The sequence below is a fragment of the Stenotrophomonas sp. JAG2 genome (assembly GCF_041080745.1).
Taxonomy (GTDB): Bacteria; Pseudomonadota; Gammaproteobacteria; order Xanthomonadales; family Xanthomonadaceae; genus Stenotrophomonas; species Stenotrophomonas maltophilia_AA.
The window spans coordinates 21,122-46,748 of sequence record NZ_JBEUMH010000005.1 but is presented as its reverse complement, the minus strand read 5'-3'; the positions used below and the strand labels follow the sequence as shown (position 1 = coordinate 46,748).

The window sequence follows — 25,627 nt, the reverse complement described above, 5'->3', positions numbered from 1 at the left end:
GCGACAACGTCTGGGAGCTACTCCCCTTCTGCGGCCGATTCTGCGGGGTGGCCCGGCCGCCGTCAACTGGCGGCCTGCCGGCCGGGGCCGGGGGCCGTTTACAATACGCCCATGAATACCCCCCTTCCCGTTGTCCGCCTCAAGAACTCCTGGCGCTCCAGCCACCCGTGGATCTTCCAGAAACTGGTCGAAAAGCCGGCCGTCCGTCCCAAACCCGGTGCCCTCGTCGACGTCGTCGGCGTGGATGGGGAGTGGATCGGGCGTGGCTTCTACAACGGTCACTCGCGCATCGCCGTGCGCATCCTGGAGACCGATCAGGCCATCCCGGTCGACGCCGGCTGGTTCTCGCGCAAGATCGCCCAGGCGGTGTCGCTGCGTCGTGAGGTGCTCAAGCTGGACGAGATCTCCGATGCCTGGCGCGTGGTCCACAGCGAAGGTGACGGTCTGTCCGGCCTGGTCGTGGACCGCTATGGCGATCTGGTCGTGGTCGAGTTCTTCGCCGCCGGCATGTTCCGCCACCGCGAGTGGGTCTACGAGGCCCTGCGCGAGCAGTTCCCGGGCTGCCGTTTCCACAGCTTCGCCGACGAACACGTGCAGAAGCAGGAGAGCTTCGACTTCCACGGCAACACCACCACCGAAGCGTCGGTGATCACCGAGTACGGCGTGAAGTTCCGCGCCGACCCGGCCGGCGCGCACAAGACCGGCTTCTTCGCCGACCAGCGCGAGAACCGCCAGTGGCTGAGCCAGCAGGTGGAAGGCAAGACCGTGCTGGACCTGTGCTGCAACACCGGCGGTTTTGCGGTGTACGCCGCCGCGCGCGGTGCGGCCGAGGTGGTCGGCATCGACATCGATGAAGACGTGATCGCCATCGCCAAGGGCAACGCCAAGCTCAACAACGTGCGACCGAAGTTCATCCAGTCCGACATCTTCCCGTGGCTGCGCGATGCGTCCAACCGCGGCGAGCAGTTCGACGTGGTGATCCTCGACCCGGCCAAGATGACCCGCGACCGCGACCAGGTCATCACCGCGCTGAAGAAGTACCTGGACATGAACAAGCTGGCGCTGGGCGTGGTCAAGCCCGGTGGCCTGCTCGCCACGTTCTCGTGCACCGGCCTGGTGGCCGAGGATCAGTTCCTGGACATGCTGCGCCGCGCCGCGTTCTACGCCGGCCGCACCATCCAGATCCTGAAGGTGGCCGGCGCCGGCCCGGACCACCCGTTCATGGCCCACGTGCAGGAATCGCGCTACCTCAAGGCCGTGTTCTGCCGCGTGGTGGATTGATCCGCACCGGGATCCCGGCCACGTTAGGCATCGGGTAGGCACCGACCGTTGGTCGGTGCGCTCTGTTGCCGGTACCGACCAACGGTCGGCACCTACCCAGCTAGGCGCTACGGCGCTATGGTCTGACGCTTCCCATCCAAGGTGAGGCGTCATGACGTTGCGCAGTCTGTCTTTGCTGGTTTCGCTGGCGTTGTGCACGCCACTGGCCGCCCACGCGATCGAATTCACCCCGCAGGAACTGGCCAGGGCGTCTACGCTGCAGCACCGGCTGCTGACCCTGGACAGCCACCTCGACACGCCGGCCAATTTCCACCGCGACGGCTTCGACATCACCCAGCGGCACGATCACAACGCGCTGTCGCAGGTGGACTATCCGCGCATGGTCGAAGGTGCGCTCGATGGCGGCTTCTGGGCGATCTACACCGACCAGGGCGACCGCAGCGCGCAGGCGCACCAGCATGACCGCGATGCCGGCCTGCTGCGCCTGACCGAGATCCGCGAGATGCTCGCCGCGCATCCGGACACCTTCCAGCTCGCGCTGACCGCCGCCGATGCCGCGCGCATCAAGGCCGCCGGCAAGCGCGTGGTCTACATCAGCATGGAGAACGCCAGCCCGCTGGTCGACGACCCCACGCTGCTCAGCTACTACCACCTGGCCGGTCTGCGCCTGCTCAGCACGGTGCACTTCGCCAACAACGAGTTCGCCGATTCGGCCACCGACCCCAAGGGCGCCGAGTGGAAGGGCCTGAGCCCGGCCGGCAAGGCGCTGGTCGATGAAGCGGTGCGGCTGGGCATCGTCATCGACCAGTCGCATGCCTCCGATGCGGTGTTCGATGATCTGATCGAACGCATGCCGGTGCCGTTCGTGCTCTCGCACAGCTCGGCCAAGGCGATCTACAACCATCCGCGCAATCTCGACGATGTGCGCCTGAAGCGGCTGGCCAAGGCCGGCGGCGTGATCCAGGTCAACGCGTATGGCGGTTACCTGATCGATACCGGCAAGAGCGAGGCGCGCAAGAAGGCCGAGACGGCCCTGATGGAACAGCTCGGTACCGATTACGACGGCATGAGCATCCAGCAGGGCGTCGCGCTGAAGAAGGGGCTGGAAGAGATCGACCAGCGCATCCCGCTGCGCAAGGCCACGCTCGACGATTTCTTCGCCCACTTCGAGCACATCCTGAAGGTGGTCGGCCCTGAGCACGTGGGCATCGGGCTGGACTGGGATGGCGGCGGTGGCCTGGCTGATCTGCAGGACGTGAGCCAGCTGCCGAAGATCACCGCGTGGCTGCTGCGCAAGGGCTACAGCGAGAAGCAGATCGCCGGTATCTGGGGCGGCAACCTGCTGAGGGTGATGGCGCAGGCCCAGGCGCATGCCCAACAGGCAGCCAAACCCTGATCCCGGACCGGTAGTGCCGAGCCATGCTCGGCTCTACCGGTCCATGGCGTCGGTAGGTGCCGACCGTGGGTCGGCACACGCCCGGATCAGGCCTTGCCCAGCACCGCATTGCGACGCCCATAGGCGAAGTAGGCGATCAGGCCCAGAACGTTCCACGCCAGGAAGTACAACTGCGTGGTGCTCGGCAGGCTGAAGAACAGGTACACGCAGCCGATCACCGCCAGCGGGCCGACCACGTAGGCCAGCGGCGTACGGAACTTGCGCACCCGGTTCGGCTCGCGCTTGCGCAGCACCACCAGGCACAGGCCCACCGCGGTGAACGCGGCCAGCGTGCCGGCGTTGGCCAGTGCGGCGATCTCATCCAGCCGCGCCACACCGGCCAGTGCCGCAACCAGCACGGCGGTGAACAGCGTGGTGGCGATCGGGGTGCCGGTGCGCGCGCTGACCTTGGACAGGCCACGCGGCAGCAGGCCATCGCGCGACATGACGAAGAAGATGCGGCTCTGGCCATACAGGAAGGCCAGCAGCACGGTCGGCAGTGCGATCACCGCCGCTGCGCCGATCCACTTGGCCGCGCCCGGGCTGCCCAGCTCGCGCAGGATCAGGGCCAGCGGCTCGGCGCTCTGGCCGAAGATCGTGTAGCTCATCGCACCCACGGCGGCCAACGCCACCAGCACATAGATGATGGTGCAGCCGACCATCGAGCCGATGATGCCGATCGCCAGGTCGCGCTCGGGCTTCTTGGTTTCTTCAGCCGCGGTGGAGATCGCATCGAAGCCGTAGAACGCGAAGAAGATGATCGCTGCGGCCGCCATCACCCCGCGTTCCACGCCATCGGCGCCCAGCGACTTGACGAAGCCGAACGGCATGAACGGCTCCATGTGGCCGGTATCGAAGTGCGGCAGGGCGATCGCCACGAACACGGTCAGCGCGATGATCTTGATCACCACCAGGACCGCGTTGAGGGTGGCGCTCTCCTTGGTGCCGGCCATCAGCATGCCGGCCACCAGGAAGGTGATCAGCACCGCGGGCAGGTTGATGAAGCCGCCTTCCACGTGGGGGCCAGCGGTCAGCATCAGGGGCAGGTCGATGCCAAAGCCATGCAGGAAGCCGACCGCGTAGCCGGACCACCCGACGGCCACCGTACTGACCACCAGCGAGTACTCCAGGATCAGGCTCCAGCCGACCACCCAGGCCACCACCTCGCCGAGCGCGGTGTAGCTGTAGGTGTAGGCGCTGCCGGCGGCCGGCATCATCGTCGACAGCTCGGCGTAGGACAGGGCCGCACAGGCGCAGACCGCACCGGCGATCGCGAAGGAGATCAGCACCGCGGGGCCGGCCAGGTTCGCACCGACACCGATCAGGGTGTAGATGCCGGTGCCGACGATCGCGCCGATGCCCAGCGCGATCAGGTGCGGCCAACTCAGGGTCGGGATCAGTTGCCTGCCGGCTTCATGGACGGTGACGGTGTCTAGGGACTTGCGCCGGAGCAATGACATGGGGCCTCGCGGTGGATGACTGTTAACGACAAGTCTGCGAGTTTTACCGAACGCGGCGCAGCATTACTACTGCCAAGCGTCGTAAGCAGCTGCGCGGCCCGCATGACTGAGGCGAAGGTGACGAAAGCGGCACAAAGGCCGGACACTCATTCCCAGTGGCAGCCGGTGTCGGTGATCGCCTCGACGTCTTCGCCGAACGCGGTCTGCTGGCCGGTGCGGGCGTCGGTGTACGAGAAGCCATAGATGCGCGCGCCCTGCGAGCTGACCGCATAGTGGCCGATGACCTTGCCGTCCAGGTGCTCGTCCCACACCGTGTCGAACTGCCAGGGGCGGTCCTCGGCAAGCACCGTGCTCTCCTGCGAGGCCAGGGTCAGCCGCAGCCACTGGGTCTTGCCGGCATAACGCACATGGCTGACCCGTTCACCGTCCGCGGTGCCCTCGGGGAGTTTCCATTCGAGGTGGATCTGCTGGCGGCTGCCGCCGGTCAGGCAGCGGATTTCATCGGCGTGGGCCGGCGCGATGGCCAGCAGCAGCAACAACGGGGTGAGCCAACGCATGGGCCAGGGTCCATCCAGACAGAGAGGGGGTCATTGTCCTCCCGGCGCACCCGCAGGGGGAATCGGCCGGATCGCGCCTGCCGATCCGGCCGATGAAGCTCAGCGGTTCAACGTCGCCATCGCCGCGGGGGCATAGCGCGGGCCGGCAGCGGCATGGGCCGGGAAGATCGCATTGATGCGCGACACGTCATCGGGACTGAGCTCGACCTGCAGCGCGCCGAGGTTCTCCTCCAGGTAGGCCAGCCGCTTGGTGCCCGGGATCGGCACCAGATCGTCGCCCTGCGCCAGCACCCAGGCCAGGGCCAGCTGCCCGGGTGTCACGCCCTTGTCGCTGGCCATCGCGGTGACCGCGTCGACCAGGGCCAGGTTGCGGTCGAAGTTCTCGCCCTGGAAGCGCGGCGACTGGCGGCGATAGTCATCGGCCTCGAAATCGGCCGGGTTGCGGATCGCGCCGGTCAGGAAGCCGCGGCCCAGCGGCGAGTAGGGCACGAAGCCGATGCCGAGCTCGCGCACCGTTGCCAGCACACCGTTTTCCTCCGGATCGCGCGACCACAGCGAGTACTCGGTCTGCACCGCGGTGATCGGGTGCACCGCATGGGCGCGGCGGATCGTGCCGGCCGAGGCTTCGGACAGGCCGAGGAAACGCACCTTGCCCTGCTCGACCAGCCGCGCCATCGCCCCCACGGTGTCTTCGATCGGCACCGTGCCGTCCACGCGGTGCTGGTAGTACAGGTCGATGTGGTCCACGCCGAGCCGCTGCAGGCTGGCCTCGCAGGCAGCGATCACGTACTCGGGGCGGCCATCGACGCTGCGCGCGGCGGTGTCGCTCGGCTCCAGCCTGATCCCGAACTTGGTGGCGAGGAACACGTGGTCGCGGCGGTCGGCGATCGCCTTGCCGACCAGCACCTCGTTGGTGTGCGGGCCGTACATGTCGGCGGTGTCGAGCAGGGTGACGCCGCTCTCCAGCGCGCGGTGGATGACCGCGATCGATTCGGCATCGCTCCCGCGGCCGCCATAGAAGGCGCTCATGCCCATGCAGCCCAGGCCGAGCGCGGAGACGGTGGGGCCAGTGCGGCCAAGGGTACGGGTCTGCATCGGGTACTCCGGGGGAAGAGAGGGAATACCCCCAGCATCCTCCTGTGGACTATGTGGATAAACTGGCTGCTCCTGCATCGTCCTTGAAGCCAGCCTTCACAATGACTCCCCAGCACCCGCTGCCCGCCGTGGTCGCCTTCGCCCGCGTCGCGCACCATGCCAGCTTCACCCGGGCCGCCGATGAGCTGGGCGTGTCGCCCTCGGCGCTGTCGCAGACCGTGCGCGCGCTGGAAGCCCATCTCGGCGTGCGGCTGCTGCAGCGGACCACGCGCCGGGTCGGCCTGACCGAGCAGGGCGCGCGCTTCCTGGTACAGGTGCGCGAGGGCCTGGCCCGGATCGACGCCGCCTTCGAGGACCTGGACCAGGTACGCGATGTGCCCTCAGGCAAGCTGCGCATCAACGTGCCCCGGATCGCCGCCGAACTGCTGGTGCTGCCGCACCTGCCGGGCTTCCTGGCGCGGTATCCACAAATCGAGGTGGAGCTGTTCGTGGAAACCGCGCTGAGCGACCTGGTCGCCGGTGGCTTCGACGCCGGGGTCCGGCTGGGCGAAAGCCTGGCCCGCGGCATGATCGCGGTACCGATCGGGCCGCTGGAGCGCCAGGTGGTGGTGGCCACGCCGGACTACCTGGCCCGGCACGGGATACCCCCCACCCCGGCCGAACTGGTCACCCACGAGTGCATCGTGCATCGGCTCAGCACCGGCCGGCGGATGGCATGGGAGTTCACCCGCGACGGCCGCGATCTCGAGGTCGAGGTGGCCGGCCGGCTGGTGTTCAACGACGCCGGCCTGATCCGTGCCGCAGTGATCGGCGGCATGGGCCTGGCGCAGGGGTTCGAGGCGCTGTACGCCGGCGATGTGGCGGCCGGCCGCCTGCAGTGCGTGCTGCAGGACTGGCAGCAGCCGTTCGCCGGGTTCCATCTGTACTACCCGGCCCGCGAGCAGATGGCGCCCAAGCTGCGGGTGTTCATCGACTACCTGCGCGACGCGATGCGGCGCTGACGAACGGCGCGCGCGCGGTGGCCGCCTTTCCCGCGGCGGCGGGGCCTCAGCCGCTGACGCCCAGCCGCACGCCGAACCCGACCAGGAACACGCCCGCCACGCGCCTCAGCCAAAGCCCGACCCGCGGGTGCTGGAGAATCCGACGGCGCAACAGATTGCCGACCCCGATCAGCACCGAACAGTACGCCAGTCCCATGGCGAAGATGATCAGCGCCATGGTCGCAAACGTCACCACGCCCTGGTGACGGGCCGGATCGATGAACAGCGGCAGGAAGGCCATGTAGAAGATGATCGCCTTCGGGTTGAGCAGGTTGATCAGCACCGCCTGGCGGAAGTAGTGGCCGGGGGTGAGCCGGATACCGCCTTCCTCGCCCTGGGCGCGCGGCTGGCGCAGCAGGCCGATGCCGATCCACACCAGGTAGGCCGCGCCCAGGTACTGCACGGCGTGGAACACCAGCGGGTTGGCCTTGAGCAGCGCGGCCACGCCGGCCACCGCCAGCCACATCAGGATCTGGTCGCCCAGCAACAGGCCGAACAGCGCCGTGTAGCCGCCGCGCACCCCACCGCGACCGGTGGCGGTAAGCAGGGTGAAGGTGCCCGGTCCGGGCAACGCCAGGAACACCAGCACGGCAGCGACAAAGGTCCACAGATCCTGGATGCCCATCCACGGCATGGCGGCGACTCGACAACGGGGAGGGGCATTGTCCGGCAGCCGCGCGCCGGGCGATAGCGTCAGCGCGCGCTGGCGGGCAATCCGGCGAGCAGCGGCTGCAGGCGGTGCGCGAACATCGCATGCAGCTGCCGGATCGCCGGGGAGAACTGCTTGCGGTGCGGGCACACCAGGTTCAACGGCAGGCTGTCGCCCGCGCCGTCCAGCAGCACCTGCAGGCGCCCGGCCTGGACATCGGCGCAGACATCCAGCCACGACTTGAACACGATGCCTTGCCCGGCCACCGCCCAGCGGCGCACCACGTCGGCATCGTCGCAGACCATGTTGCCGCGCACCGGGATCACCGTCCGCCGGCCATCGAGCTCGAAACTCCAGCGGTCATACGCGCGCCCGGCCAGCTGGTAGAGCAGGCAGTGGTGGTCCTTCAAGGCCTCCAGGCTGTCCGGCGCACCGTGCCGGGCCAGGTAGTCCGGCGAGGCCGCCAGCACCCGGCGATTGCCGGGCAGCAGCGGCAGGGCGACGTAGCTGGCGTTGTCGAAGCGGCCCAGGCGGAAGGCGATGTCGACCGGATCGCGGAAGACATCGGCGACCTGGTCGGACAACTGCAGGCGCAGCTGCAGCTTCGGGTGGGCGGCGTGGAATTCGGTCAGCCACGGCAGCAGCAGGTTGCGGCCCAGGTCCGACGGTGCGGCAACCTGCAGCGTGCCGCGCAGCTCGGCATCCTCGCCGCGCACCCGGGCTTCGCCCTCGCGCAGCGCGGCCAGCACCTCCTGCGCGTAGGGCAGGTACAGCGCGCCTTCGGCGGTCAGGCGCAGGCTGCGGGTGGAGCGCACGAACAGGCGCAGGTCCAGCTCCCGCTCCAGCCGCGCGACGGCCGCGGCCACCTGGCCCGGGAGCAGGTCGGCCTCGCGCGCGGCGTTCGAGAAACTGCCCAGCGCGGCGGTGCGGACGAACAGGGCGAGGTCGTCGAACCGGATCATTTTCATTCCTGCAGTGAAAGTGCTGCCCGATTTTGCGCCTTTCTCCGCCCGGCCGTGAAGCGCACGCTGTCGGTCTTCCCCAACGGATCTCCCCACGATGAAAGCCGTCGCCTATACCCAGCATGGCCTGCCGATCAGCGACCCCGCCGCGCTGGTGGACATCACCCTGCCGATCCCCACACCCGGCCCGCGCGACCTGCGGGTCGAGGTCCGCGCGATCTCGGTGAACCCGGTCGACACCAAGGTCCGCAACGGCGTGGCGGTGACCGAGCCGCGCGTGCTGGGCTTCGACGCGGTCGGCATCGTGGATGCCGTGGGCGACGAGGTGACGCTGTTCCAGCCCGGCGACGCGGTCTTCTATGCCGGTGCGATCGGCCGCGCCGGCAGCAACGCCGAGTACCAGCTGGTGGACGAGCGCATCGTCGGCCACAAGCCGGCCAGCCTGGATGACGCCGCCGCGGCCGCGCTGCCGCTGACCGCGATCACCGCCTGGGAGCTGCTGTTCGACCGCCTGCGCATCCCCGAGAACGGCGGTGAAGGCCAGACCCTGCTGGTGATCGGCGCGGCCGGTGGCGTCGGCTCGATCCTGGTCCAGCTGGCCCGCCAGCTGACCCGCCTGACCGTGATCGGCACCGCCTCGCGCCCGGATACCCAGGACTGGGTCTATGCGCTGGGCGCGCACCACGTGATCGACCACACCCAGCCGCTGAGTGAAGGCCTGCAGCGCCTGGGCATCGCCGAGGTCAGCCACGTCGCCAGCCTGACCCATACCGACCAGCACTACGACCAGATCGTCAGCGTGCTCGCCCCGCAGGGCCAGCTGGCGCTGATCGACGACCCCGGCCAGCTCGATGTGATGGCGCTCAAGCGCAAGAGCCTGTCGCTGCACTGGGAATCGATGTTCACCCGCTCCAGCTTCAACACCCCCGACGTGCAGCGCCAGCACGACCTGCTCGAACGCGTGGCAGCACTGATCGATGCCGGCGTCCTGCGCACCACGCTGGGCGAGCACTACGGCCGGATCAACGCCGCCAACCTGCGCCAGGCGCACGCCCTGATCGAGAGCCACCGCGCACGCGGCAAGCTCGTCCTCGAAGGGTTCTGACGCAGCCTTTGAGACCGCCGCGGCCTACACTTGCCGCATGCAAACCGAATTCCTCATCCTCGGCGGCCTGGTGTGTGCCGTCCTCGTGCTGCAGCTGCTCGCGCTGCTGCGGCGTTCCGGCCATGGCGACCTCGAACAGACCCTGCGCGAAGAAGCGCGGGTCGGCCGCAGCGAACTGCGCGAGCAGCTCGAAGGCCTGGGCCGCCAGCAGGACGCGCGGCTGGAGAGCTTCGCGCGCGCGCTGACCGATCTGTCCACCCGCACCGACCAGCGCCTGGACCTGCTGCGCGATGCGCTCGGCGAAGACGCGCGCAAGGCCCGCGAGGAAAGCACGCTCAGCCAGCAGCGCACCGGCGACCTGCTGGCGCTGCGCATGCAGGAAGTGCGCGCGCAGCTGGAAGCGTTCGGGCAACAGCAGCAGGCACGCATCGAAGCGTTCGGCCAGCAGCTGGTGGAACTGACCACGCGCACCGACAGCCACATGGCCGCGCTGCGCCAGGCCCTGGCCGAAGATGCGCGCCTGGGCCGCGAGGAAACCGGGCAGTCGCAGCAGCGCCTGGCCGAATCGCTGGGCCTGCGCCTGCAGGAGATGACCCAGCGCAACGAACAGCGTATCGGCGAGATGCGCGCCACGCTCGAGCAGCAGCTCAAGAGCCTGCAGAGCGACAACGCCGAGAAGCTCGACCAGATGCGCGTGACCGTCGACGAGAAGCTGCAGACCACGCTGGAAACCCGCCTGGGCGCCTCCTTCCAGCTGGTCTCCGAGCGGCTGGAGCAGGTCCAGCGTGGCCTCGGTGAAATGCAGCAGCTGGCCACCGGCGTGGGCGACCTCAAGCGTGTGCTGACCAACGTCAAGAACCGCGGCAGCTGGGGCGAAGTGCAGCTGGACAACATCCTCGAGCAGACGCTCACCCAGGAGCAGTACGCGCGCGGCGTCAAAGTGCGCCCGGACAGCAACGAGATCGTCGACATCGCCGTGCGCCTGCCGGGCCGCGGCCATGAAGACACCCCGGTGTGGCTGCCGATCGATTCCAAGTTCCCCCGCGAGGATTACGAGCGCCTGCTCGATGCGCAGGAACAGGGGGATGTCGAGGGCGTGCGCCTGCAGGGCGCCCAGCTGGAGCGCGCGATCCGCATCCAGGCCAAGTCGATCTGCGACAAGTACATCGCGCCGCCGCACACCACCGATTTCGCGGTGATGTTCCTGCCCACCGAAAGCCTGTACGCAGAAGTGATCCGCCGGCCCGGCCTGATCGACCTGCTGCAGCGCGATCACCGCGTCGTGGTGGCGGGCCCGACCACCGTCACCGCGCTGCTCAACAGCCTGCAGATGGGCTTCCGCACGCTGGCCATCGAACAGCGCTCCAGCGAAGTGTGGGGCCTGCTCGGCGCGGTCAAGAGTGAGTTCGGCAAGTTCGCCGGCATTCTGGAAAAAGCCGAGAAGCAGATCACCACGGTGGGTCGCAGCCTCGGCGAAGCCAGCCGCAAGACGCGCACCATCGAACGCCGCCTGCGCAGCGTGGAAACGCTGGGCGGAGAACAGACCCAGGACCTGCTCGGCGACATGAGCGGCGAGGACGAGGATGTGGCCGGCGACGAGGCCAGCACCCTGCAGGACTGAGCGCCGACACCATGCATGCAGGTGATCGCGCATGCTGCGTGGCACGTCCTTTCCCTGTCGTCTTCCACCTTTCAAGGAACCGTCCATGCGTCTGACCCTGATGCTGTCCCTCGTGCTTGCCCTGGCCGGGTGCAGCAGCACGCCCTCCGCCGATACCACGGCGGTCACACCCGCCACGCCGAGCGCCGCCGAATGCACCGCCGCCGGTGGCAGCCTGCAGCCGCTGGGCCGCCTGCAGCGCGTGCAGTGCGTGGTGCCCTACGCCGATGCCGGCAAGGTCTGCAGCGCCAAGGCCGACTGCAGTGGCCAGTGCCTGGCCACCAGCGATGTCGCGCCGGGAACGGCCGCGCGTGGCGTCTGCCAGCGCGATGTCAGCCAGAACTTCGGCTGCCGCCAGCGCATCGATGGCGGCGTGGCGCTCGGCACGATCTGCGTCGACTGATCTCCCCACGGCACGGCTATGCTGTGCCTCCCCCGATGCAACGCAAGGAATCTGCAGTGAGCCAGACCGTCTACGACATCCCCGTCACCACCATCGAAGGCCAGCCGACCTCGCTGGCCGACTACCGCGGCAAGGTGCTGCTGGTCGTCAACGTCGCCTCCAAGTGCGGCCTGACCCCGCAGTACGAAGGCCTGCAGGCGCTGTACGCCGACAAGCAGGCGGCCGGCCTGGAAGTGCTGGGTTTCCCGGCCAACAACTTCCTGGCGCAGGAGCCGGGCAGCGAAGCGGACATCCAGCAGTTCTGCCAGCTGGAATACAACGTCAGCTTCCCGATGTTCGCCAAGATCAGCGTCGCCGGTGACGACACCCATCCGCTGTACCAGCAGCTGACCGCCGCCCAGCCGGCCGCCACCGGCGAAGGCCCGATGCGCGAGAAGCTGCAGGGCGCCGTGGCCAAGTACCCGGAGCTGGTGGTCAACGCCGCCCCGGGCGTGCTGTGGAACTTCGAGAAGTTCCTGATCGGCCGCGACGGAAAGGTCATCGCGCGCTTCGCCCCGGACGTGCCGGCCGACGATGCCCGTCTGGTGGCCGCGATCGACGCTGCGCTGGCAGCCTGATCGGCGGACCCGGAAACAGAAAAAGCCCCGCTTCGGCGGGGCTTTTTCTTTGCTCGCACCACGACCAACGGTCGTGGTCTACCGCCTCGGTAGGTACCGACCGTTGGCCGGTACTCCGATCAATTACCCCAGTTCGGCATCGGCATCGCATCGACCGGGATCGGCGCGTCCGGATCGTCCTTGCCGCGCGCATGCTTGCCGCGCAGGTCGTTCTCGATCTGGTAGTTGCGGCGCTGCAGCCACGCATCGCGGACCAGCGAATACTCGTCCACCGCGTTGTCGCGCATGTCGTCCACCGCCAGCAGCTGCGAACGCATGTCCACCAGCTGCAGGCCCTGCAGGCCGATGCGGATCTTGTCCTCTTCGATCGTGCGGATCGGCGAGAGCGGCATGTCACCGGCCAGGCCGAACACATCGCGCACGGTACGCGGGCCGAAGAACGGCAGTTCAACGTACCGCGAACGGCGCCAGCCCCAGGTGCCCAGGGTCTGGCCGAAGTCTTCCTTGCGGCGCGGCACCATGGCCTTGCTGGCCGGATCGAACAGACCGCCGATACCCAGCGTGGAGTTCATCAGGAAGCGGCCCAGGCTGTCCCAGGCATCATCCGGACGCCCCTGCAGCAGCTGGTTGGTGATCGTCACCGGTGCGCGCAGGTTGCTGAAGAAGTTGCTCACGCCGGTCCGTGCGAAGCGCGGGACGACGTTGGTATAGGCCACCGCCAGCGGCCGTGCGACCGCACGGTCGACCACGTTGTTGAAGCTGTGCACCCTGCGGTTGAACGGTTCCCAAGGATCGTACGGCGCGCCGGTGGGCTCGGTGCCGTCCGCGGTCGGGGCCGGGCCACCGTACAGGGCGGCGAAGTCGTCCTCGGCATTGGTCGGCGCAGTGCCGCCGGTGACCGGCGCGGCGGCCGGATCGGTGCTGGCCTGCGTTGCCTGGGCGGCCGTGTCGGCGACGGCCTCGGCCGGTACCGCATCGGTGCTGGCCACATCGGCAGCCGGCGCCGCCGCAGGGGCGACCTCGACGCTGACCGGTGCGCTGTCGCGTGCGGGCTTGCCGGCACAGGCGCTCAGGGCCAGCGCCAGCACAAGGAGGGGGAAGGTGCGTATGACGTTCATGTCAGCTCGCCGCAGAAAGGGCATGGAAATCCAGGGAGGGTGCCAGCCGGTAGGCGGCACGGAGGTCGGTGAAACCGTCCGGGCTGCCGACGATCGTCGGCGTTGTCCCGTTTGCGTGCAGGCGTGCGGCCAGCTCGGCCAGCAGCGCCAGACCGGCGCTGTCGAGCCGGCTCACTGCCGCCAGATCCAACTGCTGAACGCCGTCCAGCGCGGTCAGCGAGGGCCACAGGGCCGTCACCGCCGCGCGGTCGAGCAGCCCGCTGAAGACCAGCGAGGTGCCGTTGCGCTGCACGCTGGCGCTGTTACTTGCCACGCGGGGCCTGCCCGGCCTGCATGCTGCCGTTGCGCAGCTCGGTGGCCACCTGCTGGATCGACTTCTGGCGCAGCGGGGCGTCGAACTGGGTTTTGAAGGTCTGCACGTAGGAGATGCCTTCGATCATCACATCGAAGATCTTCCACTGGCCGTTGACGTTGCGCATCAGGTAGTCGACCGGGGTCGGCTCGTTGCCGGCCCGGATCAGCTCGGTGGACACGCGCACGCCGCGGTTGCCCGGCAGCGGCGACTCGCTCTTCAGGCGGAAGGTCGGCTTGCCCTGGATCTCGAGCAGGGCCGAACCGTAGCGCTGCATCAGGTTGTCGGCCATGGCATCGGCGAACAGCTTGACGTCGGCATCGGAGGCGCCGCGGCCGTGCACGCCCAGCACCAGGCGGGCGGCGTAGTCACGGTCGAAGGTCTTGTTGAGCTCGCTGTTGATGAAGTCACGCAGCACGGCCGGGTTGGCCCGGAACTCGGTGCGGCGCTGCTGCAGCGAGGTCAGGATGCGGGTGCTGGCGTCCATCACGGCCTTGCTGGCCTGGCCCTGCTGGGCGGCAGCGGCGGCCGGGGCGGCCTGGGCGAAGGAGAGCGAAGGCGTGGCGGCGAGCAGGGCCGAGGCCAGCAGCGCCGGGATCAGGGTCTTTTTCATGGTTGCGGTTCCGTTGCAGGCGCGGGCGCGCCGTTGCCATCGTGGGAGTCAGCGCCACCGGTATTGGCCGGACCGCTGAACATGTACTTGCCGACCAGCTGGAGCAGGTCCACCGCCGGCTGGGTGAAGACGATCTCGTCGCCGGACTTGAGTACGTCCGGATCTCCGCCCGGCTGCAGTCCGATATAGCTCTCGCCGAGCAAACCGCTGGTGAAGATGCCGGCCGAGGTGTCGGCGGGCAGGTCCTTGAACTTGCCGTCGAGCTTGAGGGTCACGATCGAGTCGAACTTCTGGGGATCCAGTTCGATGCCCGAGACCTGGCCGATGGTCACGCCGCCGATCTTGACCGGCGCCTGCTTGCGCAGCTGGCCGATCTGGGTGAAGCGCGCCTTGAGTTCGTAGCCGCTGCCGCCGGTGCCCCACCGTTGGTTGGTGGAGGCCACGGCCAGCACCAGCAGCGAGGCCAGCGCCAGCAGCAGGAAGGCGCCGACGGAAAATTCGAGTCTGGGACCGCGGATGGCCATGGGATATCTCACTGTTCTTTGTCAGGTGCCTGGACAGGTGTCCGGGCGGGAAGTCTTTGCGTACCGAAGAAGCGCACCGAAGAGGCGTACCGACCAACGGTCGGTACCTACTGGAACATCATGGCGGACAGCACGAAGTTGAAGACCAGCACCAGCAGCGAGGCGTTGACCACCGCACGCGTGGTGGCGACCGAGGTGCCTTCGATGGTGGGCTCGGCATGGAAACCGACATAGGAGGCGACCAGGGCAGCCGTGCCGCCGAAGATCGCCGACTTCAGCATCGCCACGCCGAAGTCATCCCAGAAGTCCACGCTGTTGCTCAGCGCCGACCAGAACACGCCATTGTCCAGGCCGAGCACGTGCACGGCCTCGAAGTAGCTGGCACTGATCGCCAGCGAACAGAAGATGCCGGTGAGCAGCGGCACGGTCAGCACCGCCGCCCAGAAGCGCGGGGCGACGACCTTGGCGACCGGGTCGATCGCCATCAGTTCAAGGGCCTTGATCTGGTCGGTAGCGCGCATCAGGCCCAGTTCGGCGGCGATCGAACTGCCGGCGCGGCCGATGAACAGCAGCGCGGTCAGCACCGGGGCCAGTTCGCGGTACAGCGACAGGCCTAGCAGGGTCGACAAGGCATCGGCGGCGCCGAAGGTGGTCAAGGTGCGGTAGCCCTGCAGGGTCAGCACCAGGCCCACGAAGGCACCGCCCACGGCGATGATCGGCAGCGAACGTGCGCCGATCTTGTAGATCTCGCGGGTCAGCTCGGCCAGGAAATCGGCGGTCGGCAGCGAGCCGCGCAGCACCGTCACCGAGAACAGGCCGGCGCGACCGAGCGAGCGGGTGGCGTCAACGAACGGCATCAGGCAACCCTCGCACGCGGTGCGGCATCGAACGGGATCGGGCCGTCCGGCTCACCATGCAGGAACTGCCGCAGCAGCGGGTCCTGGCTGGATTCGAGCGCGGCCGGGCTGCCCTGGAACACGATGCCGCCGTTGGCGATCGCGATCACCTGGTCGCAGATCGGCAGGGTCTCGTGCACGTGGTGGCTGACGATGATGCTGGTCAGCCCCAGGCTGTGGTTCAGGCGTTGGATCAGGCTCATGATCACGCCTGACGCGATCGGATCCAGCCCGGTCAGCGGCTCGTCGTAGATCATCAGCGGCGGGTCCAGTGCCAGCGCGCGGGCCAGGGCCACACGGCGCGCCATGCCGCCGGACAGCTCGCGCGGCCAGGCGTCGGCAGCGGCCAGCAGGCCGACCGCATGCAGTTTCATCTGCACCAGGCGGCGCAATACGGGCTTGGGCAGGCGGGTGTGGGTGCGCAGCGGCAGGGCCACGTTCTCGGCCACGGTCAGATCGGTCAGCAGGCCGTTGCCCTGCAGCAGCACGCCCACGCTCTTGCGCATCTCCAACAGCGCGCGCGCGCCGGTCGGGATGGGCTGGCCGAACAGGGTGATGTCACCGGCGGCCGGGCGCAGCTCGCCGGTCAGTGCGGCCAGCAGGGTGGACTTGCCACTGCCCGACGGGCCGAGCACCGCGGTGATGCTGCCGTGCGGAACGGTCAGCGAAACGTCGCGCAGGATCGTGCGTCCGCCGCGGTCGATGCGGACGTTGGACAACTGCACCAGACTCTCTTCGGAAACCGTCATGAGCGCCATTAACAAAATTCCAACGTTGTAAGATCGTGGTGAACGGCTGAACATAACCGAACTGCACCGTGCAGTATTGTCGCACGGGCAGGTGAGGGCAGCGCCCCGGCGGCCATGCCGTGGGCTGCAACACAGCGTGTCGGGCCGGTGACGGCCACGCCATTTCCCTCATCCAGATAGCGCCGGCGCTGCGTTCGTGCGCGGGCTGCGGCACACTCCTGCGATGACCGACGCTGCTTCAGACTTCCGCCTGTACCACTCCAACTCGCTCGATGTGCTGGCCGCCCTGCTGGCCACGACGCTGCGCACGCCGGTGCCGGGCCAATCGATCCTGGTGCCGGAGGTGGTGCTGATCCCGCAGGTCGCGATGCGCCGCTGGCTGCAGTCGACCCTGGCGGCCGAGTATGGCATTGCCGCCAATCTTGAGTTCCTCACCCCCGGTGAGCTGGTCGCCCGCGCCCTCAACGCCAACGTGCCCGGCGAACATGACGATCTCAATGCCGAGGGCCTGCGCTGGCGGTTGTACGCCGCCCTGCGCGACCCGGCCTTGATGGCGCAGCCGCCGATGGCGGCCCTGCAGGCGTATCTGTCCGCGGCCGATCCGCTCAAGCCGTGGGCGTTGGCCGCCGAGCTGGCCTCGGTGTTCGAGAAGTACCAGGCCTGGCGTCGCGACTGGCTGCTGCGCTGGGAGGCCGGGGCGGCACCGAACGACCCGCAGGCGATCCTGTGGCGGCGCATTGCCGGCGGCAAGCAGTACCGTGCGCGCCGCATCGATGCCTATCTGGCCCGCTTCGAGGGCGCCGGGCAGCCGCTGCCGCAGGGCCTGCCGGCGCGTGTGTTCGCCTTCGCCACGCTCAACATCTCCCCGGACGTGCTGCGGGTGATGGCGACCCAGGCGCGGGTCGGCACGATGCACTTCTATCTGCCCACGCCGACCCAGGCCTACTGGGGCGATCTGCAGACCCTGGGCGAGAAGCTGCGCAGCGGCGCGCCCGATCCGTTCGGCGAGGCGGCGGGCGAGAACCGCCTGCTGCAGGCCTGGGGCGCGGCCGGTCGCGACTTCATGGCGGTGCTGGGCAGCTACGAGGTCGTGCACCCCTCCGGCGAGATCGCCGCCTACGATGATCCCGAAGACGATGCGCGTCCGGACATGGACGACGGTGGCTTGTCCGACAGCCTGCTGCACCGCCTGCAGCGCGACCTGTTCCACCGTCGCGGGCAGCCGGCCGGAGCGCTGCGCGACGGGCTGCGCCATGACGATCCCAGCCTGCAGGTGCATGCCTGCCACACCCGCCTGCGCGAACTGCAGGTGCTGCACGACCAGCTGCGCGGCCTGCTCCAGGACCCGCGCTTCGATCCGCCACTGCAGGCACGCGACATCGCGGTGCTGGCGCCGGACATCGATCCCTACGTGCCGTACCTGGAAGCGGTCTTCGGCGGACGCAGCGGGGGCGACGAGCACATTCCGTACGCGCTGGCCGACACCAGCCCGCTGGCCGGCAAGCCGCTGGCCGATGTGTTCGTGCATCTGCTCGGGCTCCCGGTGTCGCGCTTCGGCTTGAACGAAGTGCTCGACCTGCTCGCCAGCGCGCCGCTGGCCGAGGCGGCCGGTCTCGATGCCGCGGCGTTCGACCGCCTGCACGATTGGCTGCAGGCCGCCGGCGCGCGCTGGGGGCTGGATGCGATCCATCGCGGCCAGCACCAGGCCCCGGTCGACGATGCCTTTACCTGGCAGTTCGCGCTCGATCGCCTGCTGCTCGGGCATGCCAGTGGCAGCGACGGCGATATCGCCGGGGTCGCGCCGTGGCCGGAGCTGGAAGGCAGTGCGCTGGATGCGCTGGACCGCCTGCTCCGCCTTCTGCGCGTGCTGGCGCGTTACCAGAAAGTACTCGGCGAGGCGATGTCGCCCGGGCAGTGGCGACAGCGCCTGCTGGCCCTGCTCGATGCACTGCTGCCCGAGCCGCCGCAGGCCGCCAACAGCCAGCGCGCACTGGAGCGCCTGCGCAAACTGATCAACGAGTTCGCCCGCGACGCCGACACCGCCGGCTTCGAGGGCGAGGTGCCGCCGGAGGTGCTGCGTGCGCATTTCGCCGGCGTCCTCGCCCAGGCCGATACGCGTGCACCGCTGCTGACCGGCGGCGTCAGCTTTGGCCGGATGGTGCCGATGCGGCTGCTGCCGTTCCGGGTGATCTGCGTGCTCGGCCTGAACGACGGTGATTTCCCGCGCCGCGACCCGGCGGCCGGGCTCAACCAGCTTACCGCCGAGCTGGGCACCGACAAGCGGCGGCACGGCGACCGCTCGCTGCGCGAGGATGACCGCTTCCTGTTCCTGCAGTTGTTCGCCTCGGCGCAGGACGTGTTCTACCTGAGCTATCTGGGTGCCGACCCGCGCGATGGCAGCGTGCGCGAGCCCTCGGTACTGGTCAGCGAGCTGATCGATGCGGCGGCCGACTACCACCTGGATCCGCCCGCGGCCGCCAGGCAGATGACGGTGCGGCATTCGCTGCAGCCGTTCGCGCCGGCCGCGTTCGGTGGCGGAGAAGAACCGCGCCGCTTCAGCTACCGCCAGCAGTGGCACCCGGCCGCCGGCTCGCTCGGCGGTGCACGCCGCGCGCTGGCGCCGTGGTTCGCGCGGCCCCTGCCGCCGATGGAGAGCGGCAGCGGTGAGGCCGACCTGAGCGTGGACGCACTGCGTCGCTTCCTCACCGATCCGGCCAGCCAGTTCCTCTCGCAACGGCTCGGCCTGCGCCTGCCCGACGACGTGGACAACGCCGAAGACGTCGAGCCGCTGGTAATGGCCACGCGCGGCAGCGACACCGCGCTGCTCCAGCAGGCGGTGATCGAGGCCACCCTCGACGAGGATGCCGCGCCGCTTTACCCCCGGTTGCGCGCGCGTGCGCTGCTGCCCTCCGGTGCGCTGGGCGAGCGCCAGTTCGCGCTGCTGCAGGCGCAGACCGAGCCGTACGCGCAGGCCCTGGCCCAGTGGCAGGCCGGTACCGCGGCCGACAGTCGCCGCTACGAGGTGGAGATCGATGGCGTGCGCCTGCACGGCCGGGTCGACGGCCTGCATCCGCACGGCCTGGTGCGCCTGCGCCCGGGCCCGCTCAACGGCCGCGCCGCGATCCGCCAGGGCCTGGACTGGCTGCTGGCCAACGCGGCCGGCGATGCACGCTCGCTGGTCCAGTTCCACGAGGCGGGCGATGACGGGCTGGGCCCGCATACGCTGCCGCCGCTGGACGCCGAGCGCGCGCGCCAGGTCCTGCGCCGCCTGCTGCAGCTGCGCGCTGAAGGCCTGCGCGCGCCGCTGTTGTATGGCCCGTCCACCGGCTGGGTGCTGTACACCGCCGCCGAGGCCAAGCGCGAGGCCGAGGGCCGCGCCAAGTGGCATGGCAGCGACCGCAGCTGGGGCGAATCCACCGGCGCCGGCTACCAGCTGGCGCTGCGCGGCCATGATCCCTTCGCCAGCGCGGACAGTTACCGACAACTGCTGCACAACAGCTTCGTGGTGTTCACCGCGGTGCGCGAAGGCCGGGTGTTCCCGGGCTTCGACGAGGAAGGAGCCCTGCGATGATCGACCACGACCTGCTCGACGATCCCTACCTGGCGCTGCCGCTGGACGGCGTGCGCCTGATCGAGGCCAGCGCGGGGACCGGCAAGACCTTTACCCTGGCCACGCTGTTCACCCGGCTGGTGGTGGAGAAAGGCTGGCGCATCAGCCAGATCCTGGCCGTCACCTTCACCGATGCCGCCACGCAGGAACTGCGCAAGCGCATCCGCGAGCGCCTGGCGCTGGCCGCACAGCTGGTGGAGCGCGTGCCGAGCGAACAGGACAGCCCGGAGGTCGCCTTGACCCGGGTGATCCTGCAACGCCAGCTCGCGCTGGGCGAAGAAACCCCGGCCGCGCTGGCGCGCCGGCTGCAGACCGCGGCCGATGAAATCGACCTCGCCTCGATTTTCACCATCCATGGCTTCTGCACCCGCGTGCTGCGTGAGCATGCCCTGGAGAGCGGACATACCTTCGATCCGCCGACCCTGCTGCCCAGCGAGCGCGAGCTGCATGAGGAACTCGCCGCCGACCTCTGGCGCGTGCATGCCAACGACCCGGCCACGGTCGATGCGCTGACCTGGCTGTGGTCGTCTCCCGAGGCGCTGGCCGGCGATCTCTCCACGCTGATCAAGCCCTTGCCGTTGCTGCCGCCGCGCCCCACCCACAGCGTCGACGACCCGGCGCCGCAGCTGCGGCTCGCCGCTGCGGCCCTGGCCGACGCGATCGAGGCGCACGCCGAGGACGCGCAGGCACAGATCGCCACCGCCTTCGACCGCAAGGTCTTCGACGGCCGCCGAGCCAAACGGCCGAGTTTCGACAAGGCCTTCGGCGAGCTGTCTGCCGGCCGCAGCGCGCAGCACTGGCCGCGCAGCGACAAGAGCCACCTGGGCAAGCTGCTGCCGGTGCAGCTGCTGGCCTTCTGCAAGGACGGCATGGAGGGACAGTGCCCGGTCTCGCCGCTGTTCGATGCGCTGCAGTGCTGGTGGCATGCCGCCGACGCGCGTGAGCAGTGGCTGCGCCAGCAGGCCACCGCGTTCCTGCATGACCTGCGCGACGAAGCGCGTGCGCGCCTGGCCGAGCTCAAGCGGATCGGCCGCGTGCAGACCTACGATGACCTGATCGACGGTGTCGCCGATGCACTGGAGGGCCCGCACCGGGCGACCCTGGTGCAGCAGTTGCGTGCGCAGTATGCGATCGCGCTGGTGGACGAGTTCCAGGACACCGACGACCGTCAGTGGGGCATCTTCCAGCGCGTGTTCGGCGATTCGGAGGAGACCCGCGAGGCCGGCCTGGCCCCGGCGCTGTTCCTGATCGGCGATCCCAAGCAGGCGATCTACGGCTTCCGCGGCGGCGACATCCACACCTACCTGAAGGCCAAGCGCCAGGCCGATGCCGCGCCCGCGCTGGACCGCAACTTCCGCTCGCGTCCGGCGGTGCTGCACGCGATCGAAGCGCTGTACGCCAATGCCGGCGAACGTGCCTTCCTCGAGGCCGACATCGCCTTCGAGCCGGTGCATCCCGGCAGCACCCGGGTGGATGCGGATTTCCTGCGCGATGGGACTCCCGCGCCCGGCCTGACCGTGCGCGTGCTGCACAACACCGAGGGCGGCGACCTCAAGGCCGATCCTTCCCGGCAGCAGGCCAGCGACGCCTGCGTCGCCGCGATCCACCAGATCCTCAGCGAGGCCCGCGAAGGGCGCGCGCTGCTGCGCGGTGCGCCCGTGCAGCCCGGCGACATCGCGGTGCTGGTGCGCTCGCACAAGGAGGCCACGCGCATCCAGCAGGCGCTCGGCGCGGTGGGCATTCCTGCGGTCGCCGCGGGCAAGCAGAGCCTGTACGCCACGCCCGAGGCACACGACCTGCGCCTGCTGTTGCTGGCCCTGCTGCAGCCGGCCGACGAAGGGCGCCTGCGCGCCGCGCTGTCGACCGTGCTGCTCGGCGAAGATGCCGAGGCTATCGACGCGCTGGAACGCGAAGGCGATGCGCAGCGCTCGTTCCAGGTGCGGTTGCTGGAATGGCGCGAGCGCTGGCAGCGCGGCGGTCCGTTCGCGGTGATCGCCGATCTCTGCGCCGAACATGCCGAGCGCCTGCTCGCTCTGCTGGATGGCGAGCGCCGCCTGACCAACTATCTGCAGCTGGGCGAACTGCTGCAGCAGGCGGCCGGGCAGACCCTGGGCATGCATGGCCTGCTCGACTGGCTGCAGGTGCAGATGGCGCATGCCGACCAGGACGACGAGCAGCAGCTGCTGCGCCTGGAATCGGATGCGCGCCGCGTGCAGATCATCACCCTGCACAAGAGCAAGGGGCTGGAGTATCCACTGGTGTTCCTGCCGTTCGTCGGCATCGGCGGCGGCGCGCCCAACACCGAGGCCAACTGCACGGTGTACGCCAACGGCCGCCGTGAGCTGCACTGGAAGCTGGACAAGGACGACAGCTGGAGTGCGGCCAGCACGCGCAGCGCGCAGGAACAGGAAGCCGAAGACGCGCGCCTGCTCTACGTCGGGCTGACCCGTGCCGAGCACGCGCTGTGGATCGCCGCCGGCGATCTCGCCGGGCTGGCCAGAACCCGCCTGGCGCCGATGTTGTCGGACCTGGAGGCGCTGCGTGCGCATCCGGACATCGCCGTGATCGAGGGCCCGGTGGAACCCCGCCCGGCGCAGCTCGCGTTCGAGCGCGAGGGCGAGCTGCCACCGGTACGCGCGCTGACCCGCCGCGTGCCGCACGACTGGTGGGTGTACAGCTTCACCCAGCTGGCGCATGCCGACGCGGGCCATGACACCGATGCGGCCGCGACCGAAGTACCGGCCCCCGCTGCCGACGAACCGGCCGGCGTGGACCTCACGCTGGAGACGGAGCAACCGGCCGTTCCCCTGGAAGAGATCGATCCGCGCTTCATGGGCAGCCGCTTCGGCAACGTGCTGCACGATGCGCTGGAAAACACCGACTTCGCGCAATGGGGCGGATGGCAGGCCGGGCAACCGGCACCCGGCGAGGAAGCCGACATCCTGCGTGCTTCGCTGCGCGCGGAAGGCTATGCCGAGGAAGACCTGGACGATGGCGTGGCCATGTTGACCGCGCTGGTCGGCCAGACCTTGACCGTGCCCCTGCCGGAAGGCGGTGCACTGCACGACCTGCCGGCCGAGGCACGCCGCGCCGAAATCGAGTTCCACTTCGCGATGCAGCCGACCGCGGTCCCGGCATTGCTGACCCTGCTGCACGCGCACGGGCTGGTCCGCGACCGCCATGGCTTCGGCACGCGGCGGCGGCTGGAGGGCCTGATGACCGGCAAGATCGATCTCACCTACGTGCGCGCGGAGCGCTGGTACGTGCTCGACTACAAATCCAACCGCCTGCCCGGCTACGACGCGGCCCGACTGGCCAGTGCCATGCAGCACAGCGAATACGACCTGCAGGCGCTGATCTACACCGTGGCGCTGCATCGCTGGCTGCGCTTCCGGCTGGGCGCGCAGTACGACTACACGCGCGACATGGGCGGCATCCGCTACCTGTTCTGCCGTGGCCTGGATGCCCGCCGCGAAGACAGTCCCGGCCTGTACGCACACCGCTTCGATCCGGCCCTGGTCGATGCACTGGATGCGCTGTTCGCCGGTGGCGAACACGCCCAGGCCCGCATGGCCGCGCGCGCACGGGGGGAGGCATGAGCCTGCTCACCACGCTGTACCGCGGCAACGCGCTGCGCACACTCGATCACGCGCTGGCGCAGAGCCTGCGCCGGCTGCGCCCGGACACGCCCGATGCGGTGCTGCTCGGTGCCGCGCTCGCTTCGCTGGCGGTCTCGGAAGGCCACGCGGGTCTGGACCCGCACCAACCGCAGCGGCTGATCGACGCCGAGATCGAGTGGCCTGCGCCCGACGTGTGGCTGGCGCAGCTGCGCGCCTCGCCGTGGGTGGATGTGCCGGAGACGGATGACGTGGTCGCCGGGGATGCGCCGCTGGTACTGGAGAACGGGCTGCTCTATCTGCGCCGTTACCGCGAGTATGAGCGCCGCCTCGCCGTTGGTCTGCAGCGCATCGCCACGCATCCGCTGGCCGAGGCCGATCCCGGCACCCTGGCCACGCTGTTCGGCCAGCTGTTCCCGCAGGCGCGCGACGGCATCGATCACCAGGCGCGTGCCGCCGCTGTCGCGCTGCGCCATCCGCTGGTGCTGGTGACCGGTGGCCCCGGTACCGGCAAGACCACCACCATCGCGCGGCTGCTGGTGCTGCTGGCCGCACAGGCGGTGCAGGCCGACCAGGCACTGCCACGGGTCGCGCTGGCCGCGCCCACCGGCCGCGCCGCCGAGCGCATGGCCGAGAGCCTGCGCCTGGCCGTGCAGCGGCTGCGCCTGGTCGGCATCGCGCCGGCCCTGTGCGATGCGATGCCGAGCACGGGCACCACCCTGCATCGCCTGCTCGGGGTGATCCCCGATTCGCCGCGCTTCCGCCATCACGCCGACAACCCGCTGCCGTATGACGTGGTGGTGGTGGACGAAGCCTCGATGATCGACCTGCCGCTGATGACCAAGCTGGTCGAGGCCGTCGCCGACGGCAGCCGGCTGGTGCTGCTCGGCGATCCCGATCAGCTGCCCTCGGTGGAAGCCGGTGATGTGCTCAGTGCGGTCCTGCGCGCCAGTGGCGATGGCCTGGGCACCCAGGCCGATGACGCGCAGGCTCTGCGCCCGCTGCTCGCGCCCGATGCGCTGCAACCGCTGGCACCGCCACGTCGGTTCGGCGGCCGGCGCGTGCAGCTGCAGCGGGGCTACCGGCAGACCGACGCGCTCGATCTGGTGCCGCTGGCGCATGCCGTGCGCGACGGCAACAGTGCCACCGCACTGGCGCTGCTACGCATGGGCAGGCTGGCCGGTGTGCACTTCCACGAAGACCAGAGCGATCCGCTGCAGCATCACCGCGAGCAGCTGCTGGGGCATTGGCGTGGCCTCGGTGAAGCGGCCGATCCCGGCGTGGCGCTGGCCAATGCCGGCCGCATCCGCCTGCTCACCGCCGTGCGCGAAGGCCCACAGGGTGCACGCGGACTCAATGCCCGTATCGAAGCGCTGCTGGCCGGTGTGCCGCGACCGGGCATGGCGCCGGGCTACTTCCACGGCCGGCTGCTGCTGATCACCGAGAACAGCTACCGGCACCGCCTGTTCAACGGCGACATCGGCATCTGCCTGATCGATCGACAGGGCAGCGTGACCGCCTGGTTCCCCGGCGAGACGCCGGACCAACCTCGCGGCTTCCACCCGGGTGCGTTGCCCGCACATGAAAGCGCGTTCGCGATGACCGTGCACAAGGCGCAGGGCTCGGAGTTCGATGAGGTCTGGCTGCAGCTGCCGCGACGCGACAACCGCGTGCTGTCGCGCGAGCTGATCTACACCGGCATGACCCGCGCGCGGCAGTCGTTGCATGTGCTCGGCAATGCGGAGGTACTGGAGGCCGCGTTGGCGCGGCATGCCAGCCGTCTGTCGGGCCTGGCCGCACGCCTGCAGGGCGGCGTGGAGGAAACGCTGGCCGACGCCGTCGTGACGGCGCCGGCCCAGGGGCAGTTGTTCTAGCCCCGTGTCC

21 protein-coding genes are annotated in these 25,627 nt (G+C 69.3%); 10 read left to right on the top strand and 11 right to left on the bottom strand.

Annotated features, from left to right (window positions below; translation table 11 throughout):
* Positions 1-111: 111 nt before the first annotated feature.
* Both AB9O74_RS07690 and AB9O74_RS07685 read left to right on the top strand, forming a co-directional pair.
* Positions 112-1,281 carry a class I SAM-dependent rRNA methyltransferase gene (locus AB9O74_RS07690; protein ID WP_369348945.1) on the top strand — a complete coding sequence of 390 codons (1,170 nt, stop codon included), beginning with the start codon at positions 112-114 and terminating at the stop codon, positions 1,279-1,281.
* Between the two features lie 151 nt (positions 1,282-1,432).
* Positions 1,433-2,677 (top strand): dipeptidase, encoded by a 1,245-nt coding sequence (locus tag AB9O74_RS07685; RefSeq protein ID WP_369348944.1) that lies wholly within the window; start codon positions 1,433-1,435, stop codon positions 2,675-2,677.
* An 86-nt stretch (positions 2,678-2,763) separates the two neighbouring features.
* On the opposite strand, the gene AB9O74_RS07680 is transcribed toward AB9O74_RS07685, so the two are convergent.
* The 3 genes from AB9O74_RS07680 to AB9O74_RS07670 form a co-directional block, all read right to left on the bottom strand.
* Complete coding sequence (locus AB9O74_RS07680) at positions 2,764-4,176, bottom strand: amino acid permease (protein ID WP_176991006.1); 1,413 nt, start codon at positions 4,174-4,176, stop codon at positions 2,764-2,766.
* Between the two features lie 146 nt (positions 4,177-4,322).
* On the bottom strand, positions 4,323-4,733 hold the full coding sequence (locus AB9O74_RS07675) for a hypothetical protein (RefSeq protein WP_369348943.1): 411 nt from the start codon (positions 4,731-4,733) through the stop codon (positions 4,323-4,325).
* A 99-nt stretch (positions 4,734-4,832) separates the two neighbouring features.
* Positions 4,833-5,828: an aldo/keto reductase gene (locus AB9O74_RS07670; RefSeq protein ID WP_346491409.1), complete on the bottom strand. Its 996-nt coding sequence runs from the start codon at positions 5,826-5,828 to the stop codon at positions 4,833-4,835.
* Between the two features lie 101 nt (positions 5,829-5,929).
* Between AB9O74_RS07670 and AB9O74_RS07665 the strand changes: the two genes are divergently transcribed.
* A complete protein-coding gene (locus AB9O74_RS07665) occupies positions 5,930-6,829 on the top strand; it encodes a LysR family transcriptional regulator (protein WP_369348942.1) in 900 nt (299 codons plus the stop codon).
* A 46-nt stretch (positions 6,830-6,875) separates the two neighbouring features.
* Here AB9O74_RS07665 and leuE read toward each other — a convergent pair whose 3' ends face one another.
* Together leuE and AB9O74_RS07655 are read right to left on the bottom strand one after the other, a co-directional pair.
* Positions 6,876-7,502, bottom strand: coding sequence for a leucine efflux protein LeuE (gene leuE, locus AB9O74_RS07660; protein ID WP_176991010.1), 627 nt, complete (start codon positions 7,500-7,502; stop codon positions 6,876-6,878).
* A 59-nt stretch (positions 7,503-7,561) separates the two neighbouring features.
* Complete coding sequence (locus tag AB9O74_RS07655; protein ID WP_369348941.1) at positions 7,562-8,485, bottom strand: LysR family transcriptional regulator; 924 nt, start codon at positions 8,483-8,485, stop codon at positions 7,562-7,564.
* 91 nt (positions 8,486-8,576) lie between these two features.
* Here AB9O74_RS07655 and AB9O74_RS07650 point away from each other — a divergent pair, with 91 nt between their 5' ends.
* From AB9O74_RS07650 to AB9O74_RS07635, 4 genes are all read left to right on the top strand, one after another.
* On the top strand, positions 8,577-9,584 hold the full coding sequence (locus tag AB9O74_RS07650) for a zinc-binding alcohol dehydrogenase family protein (RefSeq protein ID WP_346488492.1): 1,008 nt from the start codon (positions 8,577-8,579) through the stop codon (positions 9,582-9,584).
* Positions 9,585-9,621: 37 nt separating this feature from the next.
* Positions 9,622-11,205: a DNA recombination protein RmuC gene (gene rmuC / locus AB9O74_RS07645; RefSeq protein WP_346478959.1), complete on the top strand. Its 1,584-nt coding sequence runs from the start codon at positions 9,622-9,624 to the stop codon at positions 11,203-11,205.
* 85 nt (positions 11,206-11,290) lie between these two features.
* On the top strand, positions 11,291-11,647 hold the full coding sequence (locus AB9O74_RS07640) for a hypothetical protein (RefSeq protein WP_369348940.1): 357 nt from the start codon (positions 11,291-11,293) through the stop codon (positions 11,645-11,647).
* Between the two features lie 56 nt (positions 11,648-11,703).
* A complete protein-coding gene (locus AB9O74_RS07635) occupies positions 11,704-12,264 on the top strand; it encodes a glutathione peroxidase (RefSeq protein ID WP_369348939.1) in 561 nt (186 codons plus the stop codon).
* A gap of 119 nt (positions 12,265-12,383) precedes the next feature.
* On the opposite strand, the gene AB9O74_RS07630 is transcribed toward AB9O74_RS07635, so the two are convergent.
* From AB9O74_RS07630 to AB9O74_RS07605, 6 genes are all read right to left on the bottom strand, one after another.
* On the bottom strand, positions 12,384-13,382 hold the full coding sequence (locus tag AB9O74_RS07630) for a VacJ family lipoprotein (protein ID WP_346478956.1): 999 nt from the start codon (positions 13,380-13,382) through the stop codon (positions 12,384-12,386).
* A 1-nt stretch (position 13,383) separates the two neighbouring features.
* Entirely contained in the window at positions 13,384-13,695 is a 312-nt protein-coding gene (locus AB9O74_RS07625) for an STAS domain-containing protein (RefSeq protein ID WP_369348938.1), read from the bottom strand.
* Complete coding sequence (locus tag AB9O74_RS07620; protein WP_019183995.1) at positions 13,685-14,347, bottom strand: phospholipid-binding protein MlaC; 663 nt, start codon at positions 14,345-14,347, stop codon at positions 13,685-13,687. The genes AB9O74_RS07625 and AB9O74_RS07620 overlap by 11 nt, the downstream gene beginning before the upstream one ends.
* Entirely contained in the window at positions 14,344-14,871 is a 528-nt protein-coding gene (gene mlaD, locus AB9O74_RS07615) for an outer membrane lipid asymmetry maintenance protein MlaD (protein WP_019183994.1), read from the bottom strand. Before mlaD ends, AB9O74_RS07620 begins: the two co-directional genes overlap by 4 nt.
* 107 nt (positions 14,872-14,978) lie before the next feature.
* Positions 14,979-15,728 carry an MlaE family lipid ABC transporter permease subunit gene (locus AB9O74_RS07610; protein WP_176991020.1) on the bottom strand — a complete coding sequence of 250 codons (750 nt, stop codon included), beginning with the start codon at positions 15,726-15,728 and terminating at the stop codon, positions 14,979-14,981.
* Entirely contained in the window at positions 15,728-16,516 is a 789-nt protein-coding gene (locus tag AB9O74_RS07605) for an ABC transporter ATP-binding protein (protein ID WP_369348937.1), read from the bottom strand. The genes AB9O74_RS07610 and AB9O74_RS07605 overlap by 1 nt, the downstream gene beginning before the upstream one ends.
* 223 nt (positions 16,517-16,739) lie before the next feature.
* Here AB9O74_RS07605 and recC point away from each other — a divergent pair, with 223 nt between their 5' ends.
* The 3 genes from recC to recD are packed head-to-tail and all read left to right on the top strand — an operon-like array spanning position 16,740 to position 25,617.
* Positions 16,740-20,087, top strand: coding sequence for an exodeoxyribonuclease V subunit gamma (recC, locus tag AB9O74_RS07600; protein WP_369348936.1), 3,348 nt, complete (start codon positions 16,740-16,742; stop codon positions 20,085-20,087).
* A complete protein-coding gene (gene recB, locus AB9O74_RS07595) occupies positions 20,084-23,725 on the top strand; it encodes an exodeoxyribonuclease V subunit beta (protein WP_369348935.1) in 3,642 nt (1,213 codons plus the stop codon). Before recC ends, recB begins: the two co-directional genes overlap by 4 nt.
* Positions 23,722-25,617 carry an exodeoxyribonuclease V subunit alpha gene (gene recD, locus AB9O74_RS07590; RefSeq protein WP_369348934.1) on the top strand — a complete coding sequence of 632 codons (1,896 nt, stop codon included), beginning with the start codon at positions 23,722-23,724 and terminating at the stop codon, positions 25,615-25,617. The genes recB and recD overlap by 4 nt, the downstream gene beginning before the upstream one ends.
* The last annotated feature ends 10 nt before the right edge of the window (positions 25,618-25,627 follow it).